This is a genomic window from Microbacterium sp. AC145 (assembly GCF_979258505.1).
On sequence record NZ_OZ409859.1, the window covers coordinates 2889947 to 2911440 of the forward strand.

Below are 21494 nucleotides of genomic sequence, written 5' to 3' on the forward strand. Positions count from 1 at the left end.
CAGGGGGACGACATGCTGACAACTGACGAGGCCGCACGGCTGCTGGATCTCGCGCGCGACGCGCATACCCGCGGCGATGTGCTGCTGCACCTGCAGGTCGAGGTCAGCCGACTCACCGGCGAGGCGTCGTCGTGGGGATCAGCCGACAACCAGTTCACGAGCAATGAGAGCGTCGGGTACTTCCTCGGCGAGGTCGAAGGCGTCGGCTGGCGCCTCGAGCACACCGGCTACACGTTCATCGAGTCGGGGGCGACGACCTCGGCGCGCATGCTGAGCACCGGCACCGGGGTGGTCAATCACGGCGCCGTGGCGGCGTACTTCACGTTCCGTCGTGTGAGCTGACCCAGCATCCGCTCGAATCGAGCAATCCGGTGTGAATCCGACCGGCTCAGCGGCCGTCGGGGCGAGAATGGTGCCCATGGGTCTTTTCCAGCAGCGTCCCGAAGAGCAGGAGAACGAGTGGGCTCTGCCCTCTGAGCCACTCGAACGTTCCGAGGCCGAGGTGCTGTCGACGGCACCGACCGTCGATCCGCTGTCGCTCGGCATCGGCCTGGAGTCCGGCGGCTCGGTGACCTCGATCGTCTTCCCGGTCGCTCCCGTTCCTCCTGCCGCAGAATCGCCCGCCGACTCCGGCGAACCCGAGGACTGAGACCAGGTCGAGGACTGAGCGACCCGACTCCCCTCAGTCCGTCCCGCGCGCCGCGAGGTCGACACGGGTGCGGGGAAGAGCCTCGGGATGCTCGTGCTGCAGCCACTCCATCAGCTTCTCGCGCACCTCGCAGCGCAGCGTCCACTGGTCGTCGGAATCCTTCGACGACATGACGAGCCGCACGGTGACGAAGCCGCCCTGGGTGTCGGTGACCACCGCGCTCGACGAGCGGCCGTCCCAGGCCGGTGACGCCTCGATGATGCGCTGGAACTCCGCGCGCAGCTCAGTCATCGGCACACGCCAGTCGAGGTCGAGGTAGACCGTGCCCAGGATCTTGTCGGAGCGACGCGTCCACGTCTCGATGGGGTTCGTCGTGAAGTAGTTGCACGGCACCACCAGCCGTCGCTCGTCCCAGATGTAGACGACCACGTACGAGAGGTTGATCTCACCGATCCGCCCCCACTCACCCTCGACGACGACCACGTCGCCCACTCGGATCGCATCGGTGAACGCCACCTGCACCCCGGCGATCAGGTTGCCGAGGATCGACTGGGCTGCGAGGCCGGCGATGATGCTCACGATGCCGGCCGAGGCGAGCAGACTCGTTCCCACCGCGCGCATCTCGGGGAAGGTGAACAGCACCGTCCCCAGCGCGAGCACGGCGATCGTGACGAGCACCAGGCGATGGATGACGAGCAGCTGCGTGCGTCGGCGCCGCGCCTCCGGCCCCACGAGCAGGGTCTCTTCGCGAGAGATCAGGCGCTCGAAGCCGAACGAGACCGCCGCGGCCAGCAACCACGAGCCCGTCAGGATCGTCGCGATCAGGAAGAACCTCGAGACGGCCGGCCACCACGTCTGCGCCGCGGGCTCGGTGGTCGCGGCGGCGATCCAGATCGCGACCACCGCCGTCGTCGCGATCATCGCGTTGCGCACCCGTCTGGCGAGATCGCGCACCCACGGCACCTTGCGGCTGACGAGGGCTGCGACCAGAGCGAGCAGCGCGAGAGCGGCGGTGGCGACGACGAGCGCGGTGGCGAGCGCCGCCGCGGTGCCGACCCAGGAATCCCATGCGAAGTCGGTAGGCATCCGCCCACACTATGTCGGCAGCGCGGCAGACGCGAAAGCCGTCGAGGCGGGCCGCGTCGGCCGCCGCGGCTACGGTTGAGGGATGACGATCACCGCCGCCGCAGACGGCTCCGCCCTGGGCAATCCCGGCCCCAACGGCTGGGCCTGGTACATCGACGACGCCAACTGGGCCGCCGGCGGGTCCCCGCACGGCACGAACAACCAGGGCGAGCTGCGAGCCGTGCTCGAGCTGCTGCTGGCGACGGCCGGCATCTCTGAGAAGCTGATGATCGAGTGCGACAGCCGCTACGTGATCGACTCGGTGACCAAGTGGATGCCGGGGTGGAAGCGCAAGGGCTGGCGCAAATCCGACGGCGGTCCTGTGCTCAACCGCGACCTTCTCGAGGGCATCGACGAGGCGATCCGCGGACGTGACGTCGAGTTCTCCTGGGTCAAGGGCCACGCCGGTCACCCTCTCAACGAGGCCGCCGACGAGCGCGCGAACGCCGCAGCCAAGGCCTACCAGGCGAAGCAGGAGCCGCGCCGCGGGCCCGGCTTCACGATGGCATCGGATGCCGGGGCATCGGTCGCCGCATCCGCACCGATCGCGGCGGCAGCACCGTCATCCCCCACCGCATCCGCCCCCTCTGCCGCTGCTGCGACGACCACACTCGACGAGCCGCTCTGGGCCGAGCCGTCCGATCTGCTCGACGGTCTCGATCTGTCCGTCGACGATCCGATCGTGGTGAGTCTGGCGCTCTCCTCCGACGAACACGCGCGCCTGCGCGACAGCGCCGAGGCGCAGGGCATCTCCCTCGAAGAGGCGCTCCGCCGCCTGATCTGAGCCGGGCGCGTGACCCCCGCGTACACTCGCACCATGTCGAAGAAGAATGTCGCACGCACCATCGGTCGGGTCTTCCTCGGCTCCTTCCTCGTCTTCGCCGGCGTCTCGCATCTGACGTTCGCGCGCGAGGAGTTCCAGGCGCAGGTTCCCGACTGGGTGCCGCTGGATCCGGACATCACCGTGCTCGCCTCGGGTGTCGTCGAGGTGGGCCTCGGCACGGCCCTGCTCTTCGCGCGCAAGCGTCGAGGGCTCGTCGGCGTGCTCACGGCGCTGTTCTTCGTCGCCGTCTTCCCGGGCAACATCGCCCAGTGGGTCGAGCACCGCGACGCCTTCGGCCTCGACACCGACATGAAACGTTTCGTGCGGCTGTTCTTCCAGCCGGTGCTCATCGCGCTGGCGATCTGGTCGACGCGCAGCTCACGCCGCGCCGATCGCAAGGCCGCGCTCTGACCTCGCAGCCGCTGCTCGTGCACGATTCAACATGCGCGATGGCGCGAGCACAGATGAGGAGGCGATTCTCGAGAGAACCGCCTCCTCATGCTGAATCGTGAACGTCAGACCGTGAGCAGTTCCCGCTCGAGGCGTGCGTACGAGGTCTCCATGCCGTCGGCCATGCCGGTGGCGAGGATCATGTCGCGCGTCTCCTTGTCGGGGTACTCGATGTAGAGCGTGATCAGCGTCGCGCCGTCTTCCTCGTAGAGGTTCAGGTCGTTCAGCGTCTCGACCGGCATCCCGATCATCCGCTCGGTCTGCACCGAGCGCCGCGGTGCGTCGATCAGCAGCGCCTCACCCTCGAATCCGAAGGGCTGCCCCTCGGTGTCTCCGACCGGAGCCCACGAGTTGCGATACGTCTGGCCGACCTCGGTGGCGACGACGCACTCGGTCATCTCCCACCCGTCGGGTCCGAGCAGCCACTTCTTCATGAGCTCGGGCTCGTTGTGCGCCTTCCAGACCAGGTCGCGCGGCCCTTCGACCAGACGCGTGATGCGCACGTGCACATCGTCGAGCAGCTCCACCCGCGTGCCCTTGCCCTGGGCGTAGTCGCGGAGGTCCTGCAACACGGCGTCGAGCTGGCTCATCGCGAGCGTGGTGCCCTCGACCGCGCCCATCGCGACGACCTGCTCGAGTGCATCGGCGGTCGCGAAGTGGCTCGTGTTGACCATGCGGGTACCCGCGGCCGTCGATTCGAACGTGAAGACCATGCGCATCGAGGGCAGGTCGGCGTCGGGTGTGCCGTCTTCGTCGGCGAACGCGTCGAGCACCTCGAAGCTGTGAGGGGCGTCGATGCGCAGGAACTCCCACGTGCCCGATGCCTTCTCGCCGCGAGGCCCGTTCATCGTGTAGTTGGCCTTGCCGCCCACGGTGTGGTCCCAGGCGGTGAACGTGGCCGGCCATCCGGGAGGTCCCCAGAAGCGCTCGAGCTGACGCGGGTCGGTGTATGCGTCCCACACGCGCTCGATCGGTGCCGCCAGGTCGGCGACGACGGTCATGGTGAGGTTGTCGGCATCGGTTACGACGTCGGTGACAGGCATTGTCAGACTCCTTCTTCGTTTCGCGGATCTTCTGTGGTGTCGGTGCTGGTGGTGTCGGTGCTGGGCTCGCCGGTCCCTGAGCTCGCGCCCTGGGTCCCTGAGCTTGTCGAAGGGCCGGCCAGCAGGTCGTCGAGTCGGGCGATGCGCGACCGCCACAGCTCTTCGTATCGGGCGAGGAGCGCCCTGGCGCGGGCGATCATCTCGGGGTTCGCGCGGACGAGCCGCTCGCGTCCCTCGGCGCGCTTGACGATGAGCTCAGCCGCTTCGAGCACGGCCACGTGCTTCTGCACCGCGGCGAACGACATCTCGTATTCGGAGGCGAGGGTCGAGACGGACTGCTCCCGCTCGATCGTCCGGCGCAGGATGTCACGCCGGGTCGACGTCGCCAATGCGTGGAACACACGGTCGACCTCCGCTTCGCTCAGTTCTCTTTGTGCAACCATTTGGTTGTACGTTATTCCTGGGTGAAGCGGTTGTCAAGAGGTTCATTGTGAATCGCGTCTCTAGACCGGACTAGCTCGTTTACATCGGACTACACGAGGTTGAACCGGACTGAGTCCGATCTAAAGCAGAGCGCTGCGGCCACCTCAGCTCGGAATGGCGATGAAGCCAGCTGGGATCGCGGGGAAGATCAGATCGTCAGGCGGACTCATGCACGACGACGGTTGAAGGGGCAAACCTTCGCTCCGAATACGGGCGGGATGGTGGTCGACAGAATGTGCGCCGATACCCATACACCACCCGTTTCGGTGCCCTACGGTTTCGGCAGGGGGTTACGGCGGGCGGCGCTCGGCGTGTCGCGCTTCCCCAGCACCACCACAGGTACCCGGCCGCAAACGATGGGTTTTGAAACGGGAGTATGAGACAGATCCACTGCCTACAAAGGGGCAACACCCGCCATATGGCTTCACGCGGCCGAGTAAACCCCAGCGATGAGCATCGACTGCAGGCACTCGAGGCACGGTGGGTTCGGAGAGACCGGGCAAGGCGTCCTCGACCCAGGCGCGCTAGCGTTGCTTAGGTGACGCGTCTCAACGCACTCGGTCCCTCGTCGATGTTCGCCGAGTTCATCGGGCTGGCTGGGTACGCGGTCGGCAGCGACGGTGAGGACGTCGAAGTGTGGAGCAGGGGTGGCGAAGAGCGCCACCGAGTCCGATCAAGCGATGCCGGCTATCTGGTGGCCGGAGCATCGCGATCGGGAAGCTACGTCACGGAGCTTCAGGCGTCACGACTCGAGGATGTCGAGCGCTACCTGACCTTCCTCATCGGCAACGCATCGGTCCGGGGGACGCTGGGACACGGGCTGCTGGCGACAAGCACTCAGGCAGCGCTCTCCGCTGGCACCGAGTCGGCGACCGACGGCGAGGGGAACGTTCGTCTCTGGAGCGTGGCCGATCCGAGCCGAACAGTGACCTTCCTTCGCGGGATTCCTTGGGAGCCCCCAACGTTCAGTCACCTCATGGGTGTGCCCCTAGGGATCCTTCGACGAGCGCTGCTGGACGCACACGGATCTCCCGTCTTCGACGTCGTGCAACCCCAGGTGAACCCGCACGTCGTTCTGTCCTGGTCACCTGCGTGGCTGTTCTCAACGGCCTTCCGCGAGTTCGTCGCGCTCGGCGGCGCGGAGGTGACCGAACGTGGTGAGGTGGTGCTCGTCGGTGACTTCGAGACTGGCTACGAAGTCTCGGACACTGAAGGGTGGTGGTGCGTTCGCCGGTACTCCCGCGGCCTTCACGACACGAAGCTTCGAGCGCACGGCGCCGATGACGTCGAGCGCTACCTCCTCCTGCAGTTCGGTCCGGCCGCCCGGCACGCTCCCCACCTCGGGCTCCCACTCCTCGTCGAGCCCGCTCCTCCCGCCGAAATCGCGGACGGCCTGCGGTTCGAGTCCGTCGCACCTGGGTGGGTGTCCGTGCGCGGGGCAGACGGCTCGGAGCGAGGCATCGAGATCGCCGATGCTGGAATCACCGCAGCACGGGGTGCCTGCGACTTCACCCACCTGCTGCGCTCGACGCCCCAGGACATCCGCGAGTCATACCTCGACGCGGCGGGATCACCAGCCCTATCGTCCATCCTCGTGCCCGTCAGTCGTGGGGATGCCGTGCCACCCTCGGTCGATTGGGCACGGCTTTCGGCATCGGACCGCCGACTCGCGGACTCGGGATTTCGTCTCTTCTGCTCCCTCAGCGAGAAGCGGGGGACGGCCTTCGGCGATCCCGTGTCCGCGGCCCCGTTCGATGGGGGAGTCGCGGTGTTCCGATCGATTCGCGGCGGCGGCATGATCCTCGTCGCGCACGATGGATCCGTGCTCTACCGGTCCTCGTCGTACTCCTTCGAGCGGGCCCTCGACGAGTTCCGAGAAGGGCAGCGGACACCGCTGGACTCGTTCGGCGGCTGATCGGCCCGCTCAGTCTGATGGTCGAGTGCCGGGGCGCAGCAGTGGATTGTGCTCGTCGGGCAGCGGCTTGTACAGCTTGTTCCGGAGCGCGGCGTCGAGTGCCTGATAGCGCGGGCCAGTGTGCGAGATGAGTGGCAGATTGTGCGTGCGTCGCCGATTCTGGTCCCAGGAAATGCCGACGAACACGGTCCGGTCGGCGTCGGCTGTCCAGATCATCACGACCGTCTGCCCGCCATCTACCTGGTGAGGAAAGGGTGCGAACACTGACGGATCACCGGTCGCGAATCGCCGGTGCGCCTCATGAAAGAAGGTCTGATCGCTGAGATGGAAGCCGTAGTAGCGCTTGCGCAGCCGCGTCCCGGTCGCAGCGACATGCCACGGGCGAGCACCGACGATGAGGAGGTACACCCCCCAAGCGATGCCAACGAGTTCGATCGCGATCATGACAAGCGGCGTGACGCCCGCCATGCGATTGCGAACCAGCGCCGAGTCCTCGCCTCCCGCGCGGGCCCACTCGGCGAGAGGGATGAAGTTCTGCCCAGTGAACACGATGCAGACGAAGCCCGCCAGGATGAGCACGATCCCGAACCAGGTGAGACCTGCGACTCGTTTGCGCGCGAACCGCGGATCGGCCCGGAACGTCTTGTCGAAATGGGTGCTCACCGCCCCATACTCTCCCCTCCAGCTGGCCACGGTCGGACACGGTCAGGCGGCGTGTCCACGACGACTAGCGGAAGGCTGGCGAGGAATCACGTACTCGTGGCGATCACCCCGACTTCTCACAACCCATAGGTTTCGCGATGGCTTCGAGGTGCTGCGCGTGGGCCCGTGCCCGCAGCACGAGACCCCTCGCATCTGGCCCGACTCAAACGGGCTGCCACTCTCTCCATGATGCGGGCGGGACGCCCCGTTACTTTCTTCTGACCCGGTTGAGGAGTGATCCTTGGAGGGTGTCGACGTAGGCGACAACATCGTGGTCAGTGTGCAGCCTGACGTGTGCGTGATGACGGCAACCGCGGTGAGGGAGGTCACCGCAGGCCGCCTTCGGGAGTCCATGTCAGGCACTGGACGAAGGCCTGGGCCGTCCACTCCTACCCACCAGCACATGCGGGGACCCATTCACGTCACCCACCCCACTCGGGTTGCGCCCATGCGATACCGTCGGGGCTTGGATTGGGCCGATGAAGAGGGAGATCATGCAGGAGATAGCTGTCGCCCAGGATGCCGCAACCTCGCCGACGATGATCGGTGAGCTCTTCGAGCGCCAGCCGCCTCGGTGGGGCATGCGTGGAGACGTTCATTTATGGAGCGAGCTGCAATCCGCACTGGAGGCGATCGCGCTCCCGGCGAGCCGGTGGGAATTCGAACGTATCGTCGAGGATGCCTGGCGGGACGCCACGGGCGTCTCGCTGAGCGAGTCAGCCGAGGCGTTGTATATCCAACGCCTCGATCCGGGACACGGGATGTCGGCGGGCAAGGTTTCCCCCGCATGGTGGCACGCAACCGGAATGATGATTCTGCTCGACCGCTACTTCGCGGCGACCGGCGATTTACCGTAGGTCTCCTGCTCGTCGGGTTCGCGAGGGTGCACGCGGCCGGCCATCCTCCCTCGCACGCATTCGCGCAGCAAAGGGGGCTGACCTGCCCGACAGCACGCAGCCACAGTCTAAAGACCGGCGCTGATGCCCGCGTCGTCGGTACTGGAAAGATGAGCGCGTGACTCTCTACGACCCGACCCTCGCAGCCACGCCTGGCCTCGTGCGGCGCCGCTCGGCTGTGCGCACGGTGTTCGCGATCGTCGTGCTCGCGGTGGCGATCGCCGTGATCGTCCACACGTTACCGAACATCGTCGAGTTGTCGGAGCAGGCGCGGGAGAACGCGCAGGACGCTTCGCGGGCGCGGTACCGGTTCGGCGGCGGTTTCTTCCCGATCGCGCAGATCATCCTTTTCGGCGCTTTCGCTGTGGCCGCGATCGTGGCGCTCGCGGGAGCCGGCACCCGCGTATGGGTGCGAAACGACACGGGGACTCGGCTGCGCAAACGGTTCGAGGGCTATCACGCCCTGTCGGCGGAACAATTCGAGCAGCTACACGCCGGCTTCGCTTCGGGCGATCCAGCCGCCTACACGCCACTGCCCGATCAGGTGAGACGAGGGAACGCGGTTGTCTTCGTATGGACCGCAGACACGGACCGCTGCGGCTACATCGGCCTGACGTGGGGCAGCGCAGCGAAGACCACTCACAACGCGCCGCTCATCCAGCTCGAGGGCGAACACTTCGATCAGCTCGACGAGGCACTGCGCCGCGGACTGAGACGACAAGCCCCGCGCCCTTCGTCCGTTGCGCCACTCGAGCCGGTTCCCGCTGCGTCACCCGACCCGACTCCCGCGGCGGAGAGGGCACCTGCACCTCCGGTGGCGCCGCAGCCCGCGGCCCCCGACGCTCCCAAGCCGCGCCCCGCACGCATCTACGCCCTCGCCTCGACCCGGTTGCACTGGCAGCCCGGTGACCCCTTCATCTACCCCTACGCCGTCGACCTGCGGTGGGATGGGCAAGAATGGCGCGTGGAGATGAGCGAGGGTGTGACGTTCAGCGCCGTAGCCGCGATCGTGAGCGTCGACGAGGCCCTCTCCCCCGCGTGGGCGGCCCACCTCGCGAAGGCCGGAGCGGAATGGCTGCGACCCTATCTAGAGCGCATCGCTGCTGGGGAGGACGTGAGCGGAGACGAGATCGTCGCCGCTTTCGAGGAACGACACCACCGTCCCCTGGACGGCTGAGCGGGGCGATCTTTCGTCCGCGACATACCTTCGCGAGCTCGACAATCCTCGCAGTGCGCCGAAACCGCCTGCCGAAACCAGGTTTCGGATGACGTATGCGACACGCCCCAAACGGCAAGGGAGTGCGAGCCGCCGCAAACGATCGTTTTCGGTTGAGGCAATTACCTCATCAGCCGCGATGCGAGCAGATCTAGAATGCGCTCTCTGGTGGGGTACCTGTCGCTTGGATCGCTGTGTGATCCGCCCGCGGCGGGGCTGACCATCACTTCGTCGATGCCGAGCTCGCTGGTGAATGTGGTGAGTCTGTCGGCGACGGCTTCCGCTTCGCCAATGAACAAGGTGTCAAGCAATGCGTTCGCAAGTTCAGCTTCTGACTGTCGAAGCACCGACTTGGCTGCAGCCTCGACGGTGTCCATCGGCCCGAGGGCGGTGCCGCTGCTGAGGCGCGCCATGTGATGCACTTGCGGGAGGGCGAGTCGGCGCGCCTCCTTCTCTGTGTCGGCCACGACCAGCGTCACAGTGAGGAGGGCTTTTGGTGTGAGAAGACGGTCGTTGGGCGTGAATTGACTCCGGTAGAGGTCAAGAAGGCGACTGGTGTGTGCCTCGGACGACTGGTGTGCCAGAGCGTAGGGCAGTCCGAGACGCGCGGCCAACCTCGCTGAGTAGTCGCTGGTCCCTAGCAGCCAGATCTCCGGAGATGAGGTGGCGGCTGGGGTGGCGAAGAGGTTGTAGTGACCTCCGCCGGGCTGCCGGAAAGTCGCGCCCGCTGGTGATGCCATTGCCTGAATCTGCTGCACGCTTGAGGCGTGCTGACCTACATCGCTGGCATGACCAGTTGAATGGAGTAGCCCGGTCACAGTCGAGTCTGAGCCAGGGGCGCGTCCGATGCCCAGGTCGATCCTGCCCGGCGCGGCGGCTTCGAGCAGCGCAAACTGTTCAGCGACGACCAACGGGGAGTGATTGGGGAGCATCACACCGCCCGAGCCGAGGCGGATGCGTGATGTCACCCCGGCCAGGAGACCGAGCAGAACAGCCGGATTTGTGGACGCCACTGAGGGAACGTTGTGGTGTTCACCCATCCAGTAGCGCGTGAACCCGAGCTTGTCGGCACACCGGGCTAGAGCGACTGACGCGGCGACGGCGTCAGTGGAGGTCTGACCCGAACGGACGGGGACTAGATCGAGGATGGATACCGCGAGCGGAGACATGAGAATTCCTGTCGTCAAGGCGGGAGAGGGTACGAACATGAATGCGATGCGCTCGCACCCTCTCTCCGCGTGAGCGGTTTGGTCAGACGGACAGTTCGGGGTTGCCGGGCGCAAGGTTTCCGGTCAGGCGCTCCATGACGACAGCTACCGTCGTCCGCGATGCGATCTTGAGGCCGTCCTCGGTGCGAACGAACTCGTCGTCGTAGTAGCCGGCGCTGTGGTCGACCGTGGCGGTGTCATCGCGATGCTGCAGGAGTGCGTCCCCGTACGTGCGCGCGGTGAGGGGGTTCGTGCCGGTGATGACAATGTTCGTCATCCGGTGCACGCTGAGCCCCGCGGGCGAATGCGACTCCCGCATGAATGCGGTGAAATCGTCCCCGCTTGTCCACGAGCCCATGAACGGCCCGTAATCGACCTTCGCGTCGTCGGCGAAGGCACTGCGGAAGAGAGCCCAGTCACGGCGGTCGATGCCGCTGGCGTACCGGGTCACAACGTCGACGACCTCGGCGTGAAGCGCGAGATCATCCTGAGTCACAAAGGTCATGAGGTTCCTATCGGGTGTGAGATGACAGTTCGGATGAACCATCCGAACTAAATGGGGGGCAACCCCATTTAACTATATGGGGTGTCACCCCACTTGTGTCATCATGGACACGAAGCTCGTCACGAGTTTCATGACGTCGAACGAAGTGGAGGGTTCCGGTGACTGGAGTCGAGCGGAGCATGCGAGCGGACGCGATCCGCAGCAGAGAGCGAGTACTTGAAGCCGCCGTGGAGCTGATCGCTCGGGATGGCGCGGGAGCTTCTTTGGAAGCGATTGCCCGCGCAGCGGGGGTCGGCTCTGCGACATTGCACCGCCACTTCCCGAACCGCTGGGCGTTACTCGAGGCAATCTTCAAAGACCGAGCTGCGCAGATCGCTGGCCGCGCTGATGATCTCCTCGAGTCAAAAACCGCACACCCGTTCTCCGCGTGGTTCGCCGAGCTGGTCGAGATGACCAGTGCCACCTCTGGCCTCGAGGCCGTCATCGAGCCCATTGATAGGGAGCGCAGCACTCAGCCTCCGAGCTGCCACGCCACCATCGCGGACGCCGGAAACCGACTCCTCGCAAAAGAGAAAGCGGACGGAACGATGCAGCCGGACGTGCACATCGATGAGCTGATGGTGCTCGCCATGGCAATCAGCTCATTGCCCGCCGCCGACGCGCGATTGCGGCTGCAGCGCATCACCGCCCACGGCTGGACTGCGCCCAACAACCGCACCCCCTGATCGGGCTCACCCGCCCATCCGGCACCCACAAGAGAAGGAATAGTCATAATGCAGATCGCTGGTTCCATCGCACTCGTCACTGGCGCAAACAGAGGCATCGGCAGAAGCTTCGTCGATGAGCTTCTCGCGCACGGGGCTCGAAAGGTGTACGCCACCGCACGTCGCCCCGAGGACATCGTTGGGGAAGACCCCCGGATCGTCCCTCTTCGACTGGACCTCCTCGACCAGCGCTCCATCGACGAGGCCGCCGCAACCGCACAGGACATTGACCTTCTCGTCAACAACGCCGGCATCACCACCGGCGCCACCTTGCTCACCTCGCCGATCGACGACATCCGCACCGACCTCGAAACCCACCTGTTCGGAACCTTGCGCGTCACCCGCGCAATGCTGCCCATCCTCCGCCGGCGCGAACACGCTGCAATCGTCAACGTCCTCTCCGTGCTGTCGTGGGTCGCAACGCCCGCAGGCTCTGGGTCATACTCGGTCGCGAAAGCTGCGGAGTGGAACATGACAAACGGGGTCCGGGTCGAGCTACGCGGGGAGAACATCCTTGTCCAGGGAGTCCATCTCGGCGGCGCCGACACCGACATGATGGCTGGCGTCGACGGCCCCAAGATCGATCCCGCGGATGTCGCCCGTGCCAGTCTCGCCGGGATCGAAGCGGGTGCCATCGAAGTGCTCGTCGATGACCCGTCACGATACGTCAAAGCCGCCCTCGCGTCCGATCCCGCACAGCTCTACGGCTGACCCGTTCCGCGATCCCCGCTCCCTGCTGCAGCCGTCGCGGAGCCCTTACCTACGCCCGCGCGGGAACGCGTAGGTGCGGCCGATGGTGACGGCCACGAGGGCGACCACGGAGAGCCCGATCATCGCAACGGGGAGGGCGGCCGGTCCGCTCCCGTCCACGAGGAGCGCACCGATCGCTGCTCCGCCGAAGATGGCGAGGTTGAAGGCGGTTGTGAGCATCGCATTCGCGACGTCGACGCTCTCGCCCGCAGCGTCGCCGATCGCCGTCTGCAACTGGGTTGCGGAACCACCGAACGCGACACCCCAGAGGACGATCGCCATCACCGTCACCGGGAGCGACGCTGCGAAGACCAGCAGCAGAGCGCCAGCGACGACGAAGGCTGCCGTGCTCATGAGGGCCAGTCGTCGGAGTGACCTGTCGACGAGAGCGCCCGTGATCCAGATACCGACCAGCGCGGCGGCTCCGAAGATGAAGAGCGCGAGATCGGGGCGCAGCGGCACTCCCGCGTCATCGAGGTACGGGGCGATGTAGGTGTAGAGCAGGTTGTGGGCGAGCATCCACACGAACACCACGCCGAGCACTGCCGCGACGCCCGGGATCAACAGCACGCGGCCGAGCGGGAGGCGCGAGCCGGATCGCTGCCCCGGGGCGTTCGGCACGAAGGCCACCACCAAGAGCACAACGACAACGGTGAGCGCGGAGACGCTGGCGAACGACCATCGCCACCCCACGGTTGCCCCGAGCCATGCTCCGAGCGGTGTTCCGATCGAGAGCGCGATCGGGGTGCCCGCCATCGCGATCGCGAGAGCGCGACCGGCGTATTTCGGGGCCGCGATACGTCGCGCATAGCCTGCGAGCATGCCCCAGATCAGCCCAGAGAACGCTCCTGCGACGAAACGCACCACGAGCGCGAGCGCCAAAGACGGCGCGAACGCCATCAGCGTGTTGGCGATGAAGAAGCCCACGAGGCCGACGACGAGCAGCGGCTTGCGGGCCACCCCGCGCGTCATCACGATCGTAGGGATCGCGGCGACGATCGTTCCGAGCGCGTATGCGGTGACGAGCTGGCCAGCGCTGCCATCACTGACCTGGAAGTCCGCGGCGAGCAGTGGGAGCAGGCCAGCCGGAAGCGTCTCGGTCATGATGATGATGAAGCCACTGCAGGCCATGAGCACAAGGGCGAGGACGGGCAGGCGCCCGTCGCTCTCGGTATGTCTGGCAGCGGAATCGTGAGGAGGCGTGGGCACTGTTGCGCTTCTTTCTATTTCGGAACGAACATTCCTATAATCGGCCAGTTGCCTCCGTGTGTCAAAATGGAACGACCGATCCGAAAGGGGTGAGATGGCAAAGCGGGGACGACCGAGGATCTTCATCGAGCACGATGTGCTCGACGCCGCGATGGAGGTGTTCTGGCGCCACGGATACGCGGCGTCGACCATCGCGCAGTTGCGTTCGGCAACCGGGCTCTCCGCCGCGAGCCTGTACGGAGCCTTCACATCGAAGGAGCGTTTGTTCGAACGTGCGGTCGAGCGGTACATCGCCGGCCCGGGACGTGTCAGTGAGATCGTCAGCGACCTGACGGTCGACCCGTTCGTCGCGCTCGGCGGGATGCTGCACGGGACCATCCAGATGCAGTCCGACCCGACACATCCGGGCGGGTGTCTTGTGACGTTGTCCGCGACAGTCGGTGCAGAGGGTGACGATGACACCACGGCGAGGCGAGTCGTCGCGGAGCGTCGCGCTCAGGACAGGGCGGGTATCGAAGCATGCATCCGAAGAGGCGTCGTCGAAGGCGTCCTCCGACCCGACCTCGACCCCGAGGTGACCGCAGCCCTGGTGCACTCATTCGTGCTCGGCGTCTCCACCCAGCTGCTGGACGGCGTCTCCCCAACCGCGCTGCACGCCGCCGCCGACATGCTCCTGGACGGCACAGTAGGCCCAGACACCCACCGGAAACCCCAACCAGAACCCGGATTCGACTGACGTTAATGGCGACCGCCCCGGGCGAACAAACGCCACCTCGCCAGAACGATGGTTTTCGGTTGGTTCCTGCCGATGGCAGAGCCCGCTCTGTAGGGTCGGATGGTGCACAGGATGACGAAGGCCCTCACGAGAGACGCGTTCCGGCACGCGCTTGCATCGACCATCGCCGCCGCCGTCACGAGCCTCGTTCTGTTCGTGGGACAGGGCACGGGACTCTTCGACGCCGGGGCCGCATTCACGTCGCTCTTCATCACCATGCTCTTCGGCCTGTACGGCCCCGTGTTCATCTTCCTGACGTGGTGGAGCTTCCGTGATCTCCATGGCGAGGAGCTCCGTGCGCGCCTGAATCGCACCGACGAGCGGAGCAGGCTTCTGCGCTGGCTCTTCCTGTCGAGCCCCGCGTCGTGGGCGAGCACTGTCTTGATCATCGGGATCATCTCCGTGGTCCTTCTGACCGTCGGCGATGGCAGCAACAACGGGTGGATCATCCTGATCTGCATCGTGGGCGTCGCCGGAAGCTGGGTTCTCATGGTCGCCGTCATGGCGGTCGAGTACATGCGACGGTGGGCGAATGACGATTCCATGACCTTCCCCGGCCCGGAAGCTCGCTCCTTCACGGACTTCGTGTATCTGTCGGTCCAGCTCTCGACGACTTTCTCCTCCGCCGACGTGCAACTGACTCGACGAGGAATCAGACAGCTGGCCACCCTGCACTCCGTGCTCGCCTTCGCCTACTCGACAGCGATCATCGCCGTCTTCGCCTCGCTGCTCATCTCCTTCGCCGTGTGACGAGGGCGGATAATTGAAGAGACGGCTCCGAGCGCCCACGCCTCCGCACCGCGCGGCAGACCGCTCGGGCGCCAGGAAGAAGTAGTTCATGAAAGCCCTTCGTTACGTCGAGATCGGCAAGCCCCCCGTCGTCGTCGACATTCCGATTCCTCAGCCCGGCCCCGGTCAGGTGCTGCTCAAGATCACCGCGGGCGGCGTCTGTCACTCCGACGACTACGTGATGGGCCTTCCCGAGAAGGACTATCTCGAGCAGAGCTATCCGCTGCCGCTGACGCTCGGCCATGAGGGCGCGGGCATCGTGCACGAGATCGGCGAGGGCGTCGACTCGACGCTCAAGGTCGGCGACGCCGTGGCGGTCTACGGCCCGTGGGGCTGCGGCCGCTGCCACAACTGCTCGCAGGGCATGGAGAACTACTGCACCAACGCCGCCGCCGAGGGCATCCGTCCTCCCGGGCTCGGGAGCCAGGGCTCGATGGCCGAGTACATGATCGTCGACGACGCCCGCCACCTCGTGCCGCTCGGCGACCTCGACCCCGTGCAGAACGTCTCGCTGACGGATGCCGGCCTCACCCCGTACCACGCGATCAAGCGCTCGCTCCCGAAGCTCGGCGCCGGCACCTTCGCCGTCGTCATCGGCACCGGTGGGCTCGGCCATGTCGGCATCCAGATCCTGAAGGCGATCTCGGGCGCCACCGTCATCGCTCTCGACGTGAACGACACCAAGCTCGAACTCGCCACCGAAGTCGGCGCAGACCACGTGCTGATCAGCGATGCCTCCGCCGCCGAGAAGATCCGCGAGATCACCGGCGGTCTGGGCGCGAACGCGGTGTTCGATTTCGTCGGCGCGAACCCGACGATGACCCTGGCACAGAGTGTCGCTGCCCTCGATTCCGACGTGACGATCGTCGGCATCGGCGGCGGAACCATGTCGCTCGGCTTCGGCACGATCGCCTACGACGCGGCCGTGCGCATCCCCTACTGGGGATCACGCTCGGAGCTGATCGAGGTGCTCGACCTGGCGCGCGCGGGAAAGATCCACGTGCAGACCGAGACCTACTCGCTCGACGACGGCCCCCAGGCATACGAGGATCTCGCCTCGAACAGCATCCGCGGCCGCGCGGTCATCGTCCCGTAGACCGACGACCCGGCGGATGCTCCGCTGATCACGGCCGCTCCGGCTCACCGCCGCCGGGGCGGCCGCTGCCGTCTGCACCGGTGATCGGGCACCCTCACCCTTCGACGATGTCGATCCTGCCGAGCACGGGTGACACCTGCACGGCACCGGTCTCGACGGTCTCGATGTCGCGCCGCCCGGTGAGGCGAGCCACGGCGTCGTCGAACTGCTCGTCGAGCGCGTCCAGCGCCGTCGCCTCATCGCCACCGACGATGGCCTCGATGAGCGCAGCGTAGGTCGGAGACACGGATGCGGGAACGGTGTATCCGTCCGTCGCGCTGAAGCTGGCGATGCGGGTCTCGAGCGCCAGCGACACCATCGCCCGCGACAGTCGGGGGCTGGCCGCCGCGTCGACGAGACGCTGATGGAAGACGATGTCCGCATCGCCGATGGCCATGGCGTCGGCCTGCTCGCTGGCCCGGTTGAGATCGGCCAGAGCGGCTTCGAGATCGGAGATCGCGCTCGCGGAACGGGCCTGCGAGAGGATGCGCACCGCCTCGCGTTCCACGGCACGGCGAGCCCGGTAGAGATCGGCGATGCCCTCGACGGGGATGACGCTCACCCGGAGCCCGCGACCCGGCAGTGCCGTCAGCACGCCCTCCTGCACGAGTCGTTGCGCGGCTTCGCGCAGCGGCCCGCGGCTGACGCCGAGCTGAGCGGCGATGTCGACCTCTCCGAGCTGACTGCCGACCGACAGCGCTCCCGAGAAGATCGCGGAGCGCAGTTCGGCGGCGATCAGATCGACGGTCGACGGCCGCGCCATGCGGAGGACCGAGCCGGGCAGCCCGGTCGGGGCAGGCGTGAGTGGCATGAGCGCTCCTGAGGGTCGATCGACGGTGACTCCATTCTGCCTCCCGGCGCGCGCTCAGCACGCGCCGGGAGTTCCTCACGATAACGAGTTTGTATAGATGTAGACAATCCGACAGTCTGAATGTGCACATTCGAGCGATCCGCCCTAACGTGGCCGACGGCCTGAACTCGACGGCAGCGTCGTCCGGCAGCACCGGACAGACCGCCCGACACCGAAAGAGGAAACGCATGACCTCCACCCGAACGCTTCTGCGCGCCGGCGCAGCACTGAGCGCCGCCACGCTCACCGTGGGCCTGGCCGCCTGCTCGTCCGACACCGCCTCGGAGGGCGGCTCGACACTCGAACAGCTACAGGATTCCGGCACGATCACCGTCGCGATCGCCGACGAACGCCCGTACTCCTGGGTCGAGGGCGGCGAGCCGACCGGCGCGACCATCGCCATGCACCGCGAGATCTTCTCGGGCATGGGCATCGACGACGTCGAGGTCGTGGAGGTCGACTGGAACTCGCTCATCCCCGGGCTGAAGGCCGGCAGGTTCGACGCGATCAGCGCCGGCATGTCGATCCTTCCGGAGCGCTGCGAGGAAGCCTCGTTCAGCGATCCCGAGATCATGTACACCACCGCGCTGATGGTGCCCGAGGGAAACCCCGCAGGGCTCACCGACCTCGACTCCGTCGTCGACAACGGCGACGTGACCCTCGCCGTACTCGGCGGAGGCATCGAGAGCGGTTACGCCGAGAAGCTCGGCATCACGAACACCGTCACCGTCGACAACGCGCAGTCCGGCATGGACCTCGTCGCCAACGGGCGCGCGGATGCCTTCGCGATGACGGCGATCTCGCTGAACTGGATGGCGGACAACAACCCGGATGCCGGTGTCGAGACGACCGAGGCCTTCGTGCAGGAGATCGACGGCGTGCCGCAGATCGGCGCCGGCTCGACCGTCTTCCGCACCGGCGACACCGATCTGCTCGACGCGTACAACGAGCAGCTCGCCAAGGTCACCGGCGACGAGCAGACCTACCTCGACCTCGTCGGCGAGTACGGCTTCACCGCCGAGAACCTGCCGCCCGCCGACCTGACCACCGCGCAGCTGTGCGCGGGAGAGCTCGGCTGAGGCCACTGACGAATGGACAATCTGTCCGCGCTGTGGGCGGCTCTGCCCGCGATCGGCGACGGCGTGCTCGTCACGCTGCTGCTGACCGTGGGCGGAGCGCTCCTCGCTCTGATCGTCGCGGTGGTCCTCGGCCTCACGGCTCGCGCCGAGAACGTCGTCATCCGCGGCGCCTCTCGCGTGATCATCGAGTTCTTCCGTGGCACATCGCTGGTCGTGCAGCTCTTCTTCCTCTTCTTCGTGCTGCCGCAGCTGGGCGTCACGATCTCGCCGATCCTGTGCGGCATCCTCGGACTCGGCCTGAACTACGGCGCCTACGGGGCCGAGGTCATCCGCGGATCCATCAACTCGGTCCCCACCGGACAGTGGGAGGCGACCACCGCGCTGAGCATGACGCGTGCCCACCGGATGCGTCGGGTCATCTTCCCGCAGGCGTGGGCGCTCATGATCCCGTCGCTCACGAACCTGCTCATCCAGCTGCTCAAGGGCACCGCGATCGTCGGGTTCATCACACTCGTCGACCTGACCGTCGCCCTCGATCGTCTGCGCATCCAGACCGACACCCTCTTCTACGGCATCGTCGGCCTGGTCCTCTACTTCGTGATCGCGTACGTGTTGACGCTGGCGATGAACGCCCTCGAGGTGCGCGCGAAGCACAAGCTCGGCCGCGGTGAATCGCTGGCCGAGACGCTGCGCTTCCGCTCGCCCGTCACCCGAGGGGAGACGGCAGCATGAACGGCCCCGTCTGGAACTGGGACACCGCATGGGCGGTGCTCCCCCGCCTTCTCGAGGGCTTCTTCACCGTCACCCTCGTCGTGACAATCGTCGGCAGCGTGATCGCCGCCGTGCTCGGCCTCGTGATCGCCGTCGTGCGCCGCAGCGCGCCCCGGCCGATCGCCGCGATCGTCGGCTTCGTCGTGAACTTCATCCGGATGACGCCGATCGTCGTGCAGCTGCTCTTCGCCTACTTCGCCCTGTTGGCGGTCGATCCGCTGATCATCGGCATCGGGGTGTTCGGCATCCACTACGCCACCTATATGGCGGAGGTGTACCGCGCCGGCATCGACGCGGTACCCCGAGGTCAGTGGGAGGCGACCACCGCTCTGAGCATGTCGCGCGGCCGCACCTGGACCGCCGTCGTACTGCCGCAGGCGATCAGAGCGACCGTCCCCTCTCTCGGCAACTACGTGATCTCGATGCTCAAGGACACCCCGTTCCTCATCGCGATCACCGTCGCCGACATGGTCAGCAACGCCCTCGAGTTCGGCGGCAACAGCTTCCGCTACCTCGAACCCATCACCCTCGCCGGCATCATCTTCTTCCTCGCCAGCTACCCGGCATCCATCCTCGTCCGCAGATTGGAGAAGCGCCTTGCCTACGCCTCCTGAGAATCCCCGTCCTGAGAACGCCACTCCCGCCATCCGATTCGACGGGGTGCACAAGAGCTTCGGCGACCACGTCGTGCTCGACGGCCTCACCTTCGACGTGCAGCGGGGCGACCGCGTCACCCTGATCGGACCGAGCGGTTCGGGCAAGACGACGATCCTCCGCCTCGTGATGACGCTCGAAGAGGCCGACGGCGGATACATCTTCGTCGACGGCGAGCCGCTGACCCACGTCGAGCGCGGAGGCAAGCGTGTGCCCCTGCGCGAGAAGCACCGCAACGAGGTGCGCAAGCGCATCGGCATGGTGTTCCAGCAGTTCAACCTGTTCCCGAACATGACCGTGATGGAGAACCTCATCGAGGCCCCCGTGCACGTGCTCGGGATGTCGAAGCAGGCGGCGACCGCGAAGGCATCCGATCTGCTGCACAAGGTCGGCCTCGCCGACAAGGCCGATGCTCACCCTCTACAGCTCTCGGGCGGGCAGCAGCAGCGTGTGGCCATCGCCCGCGCGCTGGCGATGGATCCCGAGATCCTGCTGCTCGACGAGGTCACGAGCGCGCTCGATCCCGAGATCGTCGGAGAGGTGCTCGGCGTGCTGCGTGATGTGGCCGAGACGACCGACATCACGATGCTGATCGTCACCCACGAGATGCAGTTCGCTCGCGACGTCTCGAACCGTGTGCTCATGTTCGATCAGGGCAGCATCGTCGAAGAAGCCGACCCCGAGACCATGTTCTCGTCACCGCGCGAGCAGCGCACGCGCGACTTCCTCTCCGCCGTGCTGCACGACTGAGCATCCGCGGGAAGATTCATTCACGCGCATCCATCTACGCGCAACGGGCGTAGGCTGAAGAGAAGGACGGACCGTCCGAGAAGATCTCCCGGAACCGTGACCGCCCGGGAAGAAGCCCACCCATGGCTCAGTACGATGTCTCGAACCGCTCGGCGATCGTGACGGGAGCAGGCAGCGGCATCGGACGCTCGACCGCCCTGCTGCTCGCCCAGAACGGCGCATCCGTCGTCGTCAACGACCTCAACGCAGACAACGCGAACGCGGTCGTCGAGGAGATCCGCGCCGCCGGCGGTACCGCCGAGGCATCCGTCGGAGACGCGACCGACACCGCGTGGATCGCCAGCTCGGTCGAGCTCGCCAACTCGCTCGCCCCGCTGCGCATCGGCGTGAACAACGCCGGCATCGGCGGAGCATCCGCCCCCACCGCCGAGTACGACGACGCCGCGTGGGACAAGGTCATCTCGATCAACCTCAACGCCGTCTTCCGCAACATGAAGGCGCAGATCCCCTCGATCCTCGCGAACGGCGGCGGCTCGGTCGTCAACATCGCGTCGATCCTCGGCAGCGTCGGCTTCGCGAACTCCCCCGCCTACGTCGCCGCCAAGCACGCGGTCGTCGGCATGACCAAGTCGGCCGCCCTCGAGTACTCCGCGCAGGGCGTGCGCGTGAACTCCGTCGGCCCCGGCTTCATCGACACCCCGCTGCTCGCGACCATGGGCGACGAGGCGAAGGAGTTCCTCGTGAGTAAGCACCCGATCGGACGCCTCGGCCAGCCCGAAGAGGTCGCGAACCTCATCGCCTTCCTGGCCAGCGACGCCGCCAGCTTCATCACCGGCAGCTACCACCTCGTCGACGGCGGCTACACCGCTCCCTGAGTCCGGTTGGCGCGCAGCGACCGGCGCCACCACTTCGGGGGCCGACACACCAGATGTCGGCCCCCGAAGCGCGTCCGG

25 protein-coding genes are annotated in these 21494 nt (G+C 66.4%); 17 read left to right on the forward strand and 8 right to left on the reverse strand.

The window, feature by feature from the left end:
- Nucleotides 1–12: 12 nt before the first annotated feature.
- Both ACZZZN_RS13870 and ACZZZN_RS13875 read left to right on the forward strand, forming a co-directional pair.
- The gene (locus tag ACZZZN_RS13870; RefSeq protein WP_463505720.1) at nucleotides 13–342 is read left to right on the forward strand and encodes a hypothetical protein; all 330 of its coding nucleotides are present in this window, start codon (nucleotides 13–15) and stop codon (nucleotides 340–342) included.
- Between the two features lie 76 nt (nucleotides 343–418).
- Nucleotides 419–649, forward strand: coding sequence for a hypothetical protein (locus ACZZZN_RS13875; protein ID WP_463505721.1), 231 nt, complete (start codon nucleotides 419–421; stop codon nucleotides 647–649).
- Between the two features lie 33 nt (nucleotides 650–682).
- On the opposite strand, the gene ACZZZN_RS13880 is transcribed toward ACZZZN_RS13875, so the two are convergent.
- Nucleotides 683–1735 (reverse strand): mechanosensitive ion channel family protein, encoded by a 1053-nt coding sequence (locus ACZZZN_RS13880; protein WP_463505722.1) that lies wholly within the window; start codon nucleotides 1733–1735, stop codon nucleotides 683–685.
- 82 nt (nucleotides 1736–1817) lie between these two features.
- Here ACZZZN_RS13880 and ACZZZN_RS13885 point away from each other — a divergent pair, with 82 nt between their 5' ends.
- Both ACZZZN_RS13885 and ACZZZN_RS13890 read left to right on the forward strand, forming a co-directional pair.
- Nucleotides 1818–2558: a ribonuclease H family protein gene (locus tag ACZZZN_RS13885; protein WP_463505723.1), complete on the forward strand. Its 741-nt coding sequence runs from the start codon at nucleotides 1818–1820 to the stop codon at nucleotides 2556–2558.
- Nucleotides 2559–2591: 33 nt separating this feature from the next.
- Nucleotides 2592–3008 carry a DoxX family protein gene (locus tag ACZZZN_RS13890; protein ID WP_463505724.1) on the forward strand — a complete coding sequence of 139 codons (417 nt, stop codon included), beginning with the start codon at nucleotides 2592–2594 and terminating at the stop codon, nucleotides 3006–3008.
- A 104-nt stretch (nucleotides 3009–3112) separates the two neighbouring features.
- Here the strand turns inward: ACZZZN_RS13890 and ACZZZN_RS13895 are convergent, their stop codons facing one another.
- Nucleotides 3113–4090, reverse strand: coding sequence for an SRPBCC family protein (locus ACZZZN_RS13895; RefSeq protein WP_463505725.1), 978 nt, complete (start codon nucleotides 4088–4090; stop codon nucleotides 3113–3115).
- 2 nt (nucleotides 4091–4092) lie between these two features.
- Entirely contained in the window at nucleotides 4093–4533 is a 441-nt protein-coding gene (locus ACZZZN_RS13900; protein WP_463505726.1) for an ArsR/SmtB family transcription factor, read from the reverse strand.
- A 578-nt stretch (nucleotides 4534–5111) separates the two neighbouring features.
- Here ACZZZN_RS13900 and ACZZZN_RS13905 point away from each other — a divergent pair.
- Entirely contained in the window at nucleotides 5112–6488 is a 1377-nt protein-coding gene (locus ACZZZN_RS13905; RefSeq protein ID WP_463505727.1) for an Imm61 family immunity protein, read from the forward strand.
- A gap of 9 nt (nucleotides 6489–6497) precedes the next feature.
- Here the strand turns inward: ACZZZN_RS13905 and ACZZZN_RS13910 are convergent, their stop codons facing one another.
- Nucleotides 6498–7067, reverse strand: coding sequence for a hypothetical protein (locus ACZZZN_RS13910; protein WP_463505728.1), 570 nt, complete (start codon nucleotides 7065–7067; stop codon nucleotides 6498–6500).
- A gap of 602 nt (nucleotides 7068–7669) precedes the next feature.
- Between ACZZZN_RS13910 and ACZZZN_RS13915 the strand changes: the two genes are divergently transcribed.
- Nucleotides 7670–8047 carry a hypothetical protein gene (locus ACZZZN_RS13915; RefSeq protein ID WP_463505729.1) on the forward strand — a complete coding sequence of 126 codons (378 nt, stop codon included), beginning with the start codon at nucleotides 7670–7672 and terminating at the stop codon, nucleotides 8045–8047.
- 157 nt (nucleotides 8048–8204) lie between these two features.
- Complete coding sequence (locus tag ACZZZN_RS13920) at nucleotides 8205–9263, forward strand: hypothetical protein (RefSeq protein ID WP_463505730.1); 1059 nt, start codon at nucleotides 8205–8207, stop codon at nucleotides 9261–9263.
- A gap of 161 nt (nucleotides 9264–9424) precedes the next feature.
- Here the strand turns inward: ACZZZN_RS13920 and ACZZZN_RS13925 are convergent, their stop codons facing one another.
- Together ACZZZN_RS13925 and ACZZZN_RS13930 are read right to left on the reverse strand one after the other, a co-directional pair.
- A complete protein-coding gene (locus ACZZZN_RS13925; RefSeq protein ID WP_463505731.1) occupies nucleotides 9425–10471 on the reverse strand; it encodes an MsnO8 family LLM class oxidoreductase in 1047 nt (348 codons plus the stop codon).
- 82 nt (nucleotides 10472–10553) lie between these two features.
- The gene (locus ACZZZN_RS13930) at nucleotides 10554–11015 is read right to left on the reverse strand and encodes a nuclear transport factor 2 family protein (RefSeq protein WP_463505732.1); all 462 of its coding nucleotides are present in this window, start codon (nucleotides 11013–11015) and stop codon (nucleotides 10554–10556) included.
- Nucleotides 11016–11242: 227 nt separating this feature from the next.
- Between ACZZZN_RS13930 and ACZZZN_RS13935 the strand changes: the two genes are divergently transcribed.
- Together ACZZZN_RS13935 and ACZZZN_RS13940 are read left to right on the forward strand one after the other, a co-directional pair.
- Nucleotides 11243–11740: a TetR/AcrR family transcriptional regulator gene (locus ACZZZN_RS13935; RefSeq protein ID WP_463505733.1), complete on the forward strand. Its 498-nt coding sequence runs from the start codon at nucleotides 11243–11245 to the stop codon at nucleotides 11738–11740.
- A gap of 48 nt (nucleotides 11741–11788) precedes the next feature.
- Nucleotides 11789–12490: an SDR family oxidoreductase gene (locus ACZZZN_RS13940; RefSeq protein ID WP_463505734.1), complete on the forward strand. Its 702-nt coding sequence runs from the start codon at nucleotides 11789–11791 to the stop codon at nucleotides 12488–12490.
- Between the two features lie 45 nt (nucleotides 12491–12535).
- On the opposite strand, the gene ACZZZN_RS13945 is transcribed toward ACZZZN_RS13940, so the two are convergent.
- Entirely contained in the window at nucleotides 12536–13738 is a 1203-nt protein-coding gene (locus ACZZZN_RS13945) for an MFS transporter (RefSeq protein ID WP_463505735.1), read from the reverse strand.
- Between the two features lie 94 nt (nucleotides 13739–13832).
- On the opposite strand from ACZZZN_RS13945, the gene ACZZZN_RS13950 reads away from it, so the two are divergent.
- From ACZZZN_RS13950 to ACZZZN_RS13960, 3 genes are all read left to right on the forward strand, one after another.
- On the forward strand, nucleotides 13833–14474 hold the full coding sequence (locus ACZZZN_RS13950; protein WP_463505736.1) for a TetR/AcrR family transcriptional regulator: 642 nt from the start codon (nucleotides 13833–13835) through the stop codon (nucleotides 14472–14474).
- 111 nt (nucleotides 14475–14585) lie between these two features.
- The gene (locus ACZZZN_RS13955; RefSeq protein WP_463505737.1) at nucleotides 14586–15263 is read left to right on the forward strand and encodes a DUF1345 domain-containing protein; all 678 of its coding nucleotides are present in this window, start codon (nucleotides 14586–14588) and stop codon (nucleotides 15261–15263) included.
- A gap of 88 nt (nucleotides 15264–15351) precedes the next feature.
- Complete coding sequence (locus ACZZZN_RS13960) at nucleotides 15352–16398, forward strand: NAD(P)-dependent alcohol dehydrogenase (protein WP_463505738.1); 1047 nt, start codon at nucleotides 15352–15354, stop codon at nucleotides 16396–16398.
- Nucleotides 16399–16492: 94 nt separating this feature from the next.
- On the opposite strand, the gene ACZZZN_RS13965 is transcribed toward ACZZZN_RS13960, so the two are convergent.
- Entirely contained in the window at nucleotides 16493–17248 is a 756-nt protein-coding gene (locus ACZZZN_RS13965; protein WP_463505739.1) for a GntR family transcriptional regulator, read from the reverse strand.
- A gap of 227 nt (nucleotides 17249–17475) precedes the next feature.
- Here ACZZZN_RS13965 and ehuB point away from each other — a divergent pair, with 227 nt between their 5' ends.
- The 5 genes from ehuB to ACZZZN_RS13990 all read left to right on the forward strand — a co-directional run bounded on the left by ehuB (nucleotide 17476) and on the right by ACZZZN_RS13990 (nucleotide 21416).
- Nucleotides 17476–18366, forward strand: a complete 891-nt coding sequence (gene ehuB / locus ACZZZN_RS13970; protein WP_463505740.1) for an ectoine/hydroxyectoine ABC transporter substrate-binding protein EhuB — start codon at nucleotides 17476–17478, stop codon at nucleotides 18364–18366.
- A gap of 12 nt (nucleotides 18367–18378) precedes the next feature.
- Nucleotides 18379–19098, forward strand: a complete 720-nt coding sequence (locus ACZZZN_RS13975; protein ID WP_463505741.1) for an amino acid ABC transporter permease — start codon at nucleotides 18379–18381, stop codon at nucleotides 19096–19098.
- Entirely contained in the window at nucleotides 19095–19751 is a 657-nt protein-coding gene (gene ehuD / locus ACZZZN_RS13980) for an ectoine/hydroxyectoine ABC transporter permease subunit EhuD (protein ID WP_463505742.1), read from the forward strand. Before ACZZZN_RS13975 ends, ehuD begins: the two co-directional genes overlap by 4 nt.
- On the forward strand, nucleotides 19735–20541 hold the full coding sequence (ehuA, locus tag ACZZZN_RS13985) for an ectoine/hydroxyectoine ABC transporter ATP-binding protein EhuA (protein WP_463505743.1): 807 nt from the start codon (nucleotides 19735–19737) through the stop codon (nucleotides 20539–20541). Before ehuD ends, ehuA begins: the two co-directional genes overlap by 17 nt.
- Before the next feature lie 122 nt (nucleotides 20542–20663).
- Nucleotides 20664–21416: an SDR family NAD(P)-dependent oxidoreductase gene (locus tag ACZZZN_RS13990; RefSeq protein ID WP_463505744.1), complete on the forward strand. Its 753-nt coding sequence runs from the start codon at nucleotides 20664–20666 to the stop codon at nucleotides 21414–21416.
- Nucleotides 21417–21494 lie beyond the last annotated feature (78 nt).

What these genes read in the sequence shown, in the direction of transcription:
- ACZZZN_RS13925 (WP_463505731.1), bottom strand. Translation starts at nt 10,471, where the DNA reads ATGTCTCCGCTCGCGGTATCCATCCTCGATCTAGTCCCCGTCCGTTCG.
- ACZZZN_RS13960 (WP_463505738.1), top strand. Translation starts at nt 15,352, where the DNA reads ATGAAAGCCCTTCGTTACGTCGAGATCGGCAAGCCCCCCGTCGTCGTC.
- ACZZZN_RS13915 (WP_463505729.1), top strand. Translation starts at nt 7,670, where the DNA reads ATGAAGAGGGAGATCATGCAGGAGATAGCTGTCGCCCAGGATGCCGCA.
- ACZZZN_RS13895 (WP_463505725.1), bottom strand. Translation starts at nt 4,090, where the DNA reads ATGCCTGTCACCGACGTCGTAACCGATGCCGACAACCTCACCATGACC.
- ACZZZN_RS13950 (WP_463505736.1), top strand. Translation starts at nt 13,833, where the DNA reads ATGGCAAAGCGGGGACGACCGAGGATCTTCATCGAGCACGATGTGCTC.
- ACZZZN_RS13885 (WP_463505723.1), top strand. Translation starts at nt 1,818, where the DNA reads ATGACGATCACCGCCGCCGCAGACGGCTCCGCCCTGGGCAATCCCGGC.
- ACZZZN_RS13965 (WP_463505739.1), bottom strand. Translation starts at nt 17,248, where the DNA reads ATGCCACTCACGCCTGCCCCGACCGGGCTGCCCGGCTCGGTCCTCCGC.
- ACZZZN_RS13975 (WP_463505741.1), top strand. Translation starts at nt 18,379, where the DNA reads ATGGACAATCTGTCCGCGCTGTGGGCGGCTCTGCCCGCGATCGGCGAC.
- ehuD (WP_463505742.1), top strand. Translation starts at nt 19,095, where the DNA reads ATGAACGGCCCCGTCTGGAACTGGGACACCGCATGGGCGGTGCTCCCC.
- ACZZZN_RS13875 (WP_463505721.1), top strand. Translation starts at nt 419, where the DNA reads ATGGGTCTTTTCCAGCAGCGTCCCGAAGAGCAGGAGAACGAGTGGGCT.
- ACZZZN_RS13930 (WP_463505732.1), bottom strand. Translation starts at nt 11,015, where the DNA reads ATGACCTTTGTGACTCAGGATGATCTCGCGCTTCACGCCGAGGTCGTC.
- ACZZZN_RS13870 (WP_463505720.1), top strand. Translation starts at nt 13, where the DNA reads ATGCTGACAACTGACGAGGCCGCACGGCTGCTGGATCTCGCGCGCGAC.
- ACZZZN_RS13880 (WP_463505722.1), bottom strand. Translation starts at nt 1,735, where the DNA reads ATGCCTACCGACTTCGCATGGGATTCCTGGGTCGGCACCGCGGCGGCG.
- ACZZZN_RS13955 (WP_463505737.1), top strand. Translation starts at nt 14,586, where the DNA reads ATGACGAAGGCCCTCACGAGAGACGCGTTCCGGCACGCGCTTGCATCG.
- ehuB (WP_463505740.1), top strand. Translation starts at nt 17,476, where the DNA reads ATGACCTCCACCCGAACGCTTCTGCGCGCCGGCGCAGCACTGAGCGCC.
- ACZZZN_RS13890 (WP_463505724.1), top strand. Translation starts at nt 2,592, where the DNA reads ATGTCGAAGAAGAATGTCGCACGCACCATCGGTCGGGTCTTCCTCGGC.
- ACZZZN_RS13900 (WP_463505726.1), bottom strand. Translation starts at nt 4,533, where the DNA reads ATGGTTGCACAAAGAGAACTGAGCGAAGCGGAGGTCGACCGTGTGTTC.
- ACZZZN_RS13940 (WP_463505734.1), top strand. Translation starts at nt 11,789, where the DNA reads ATGCAGATCGCTGGTTCCATCGCACTCGTCACTGGCGCAAACAGAGGC.
- ACZZZN_RS13990 (WP_463505744.1), top strand. Translation starts at nt 20,664, where the DNA reads ATGGCTCAGTACGATGTCTCGAACCGCTCGGCGATCGTGACGGGAGCA.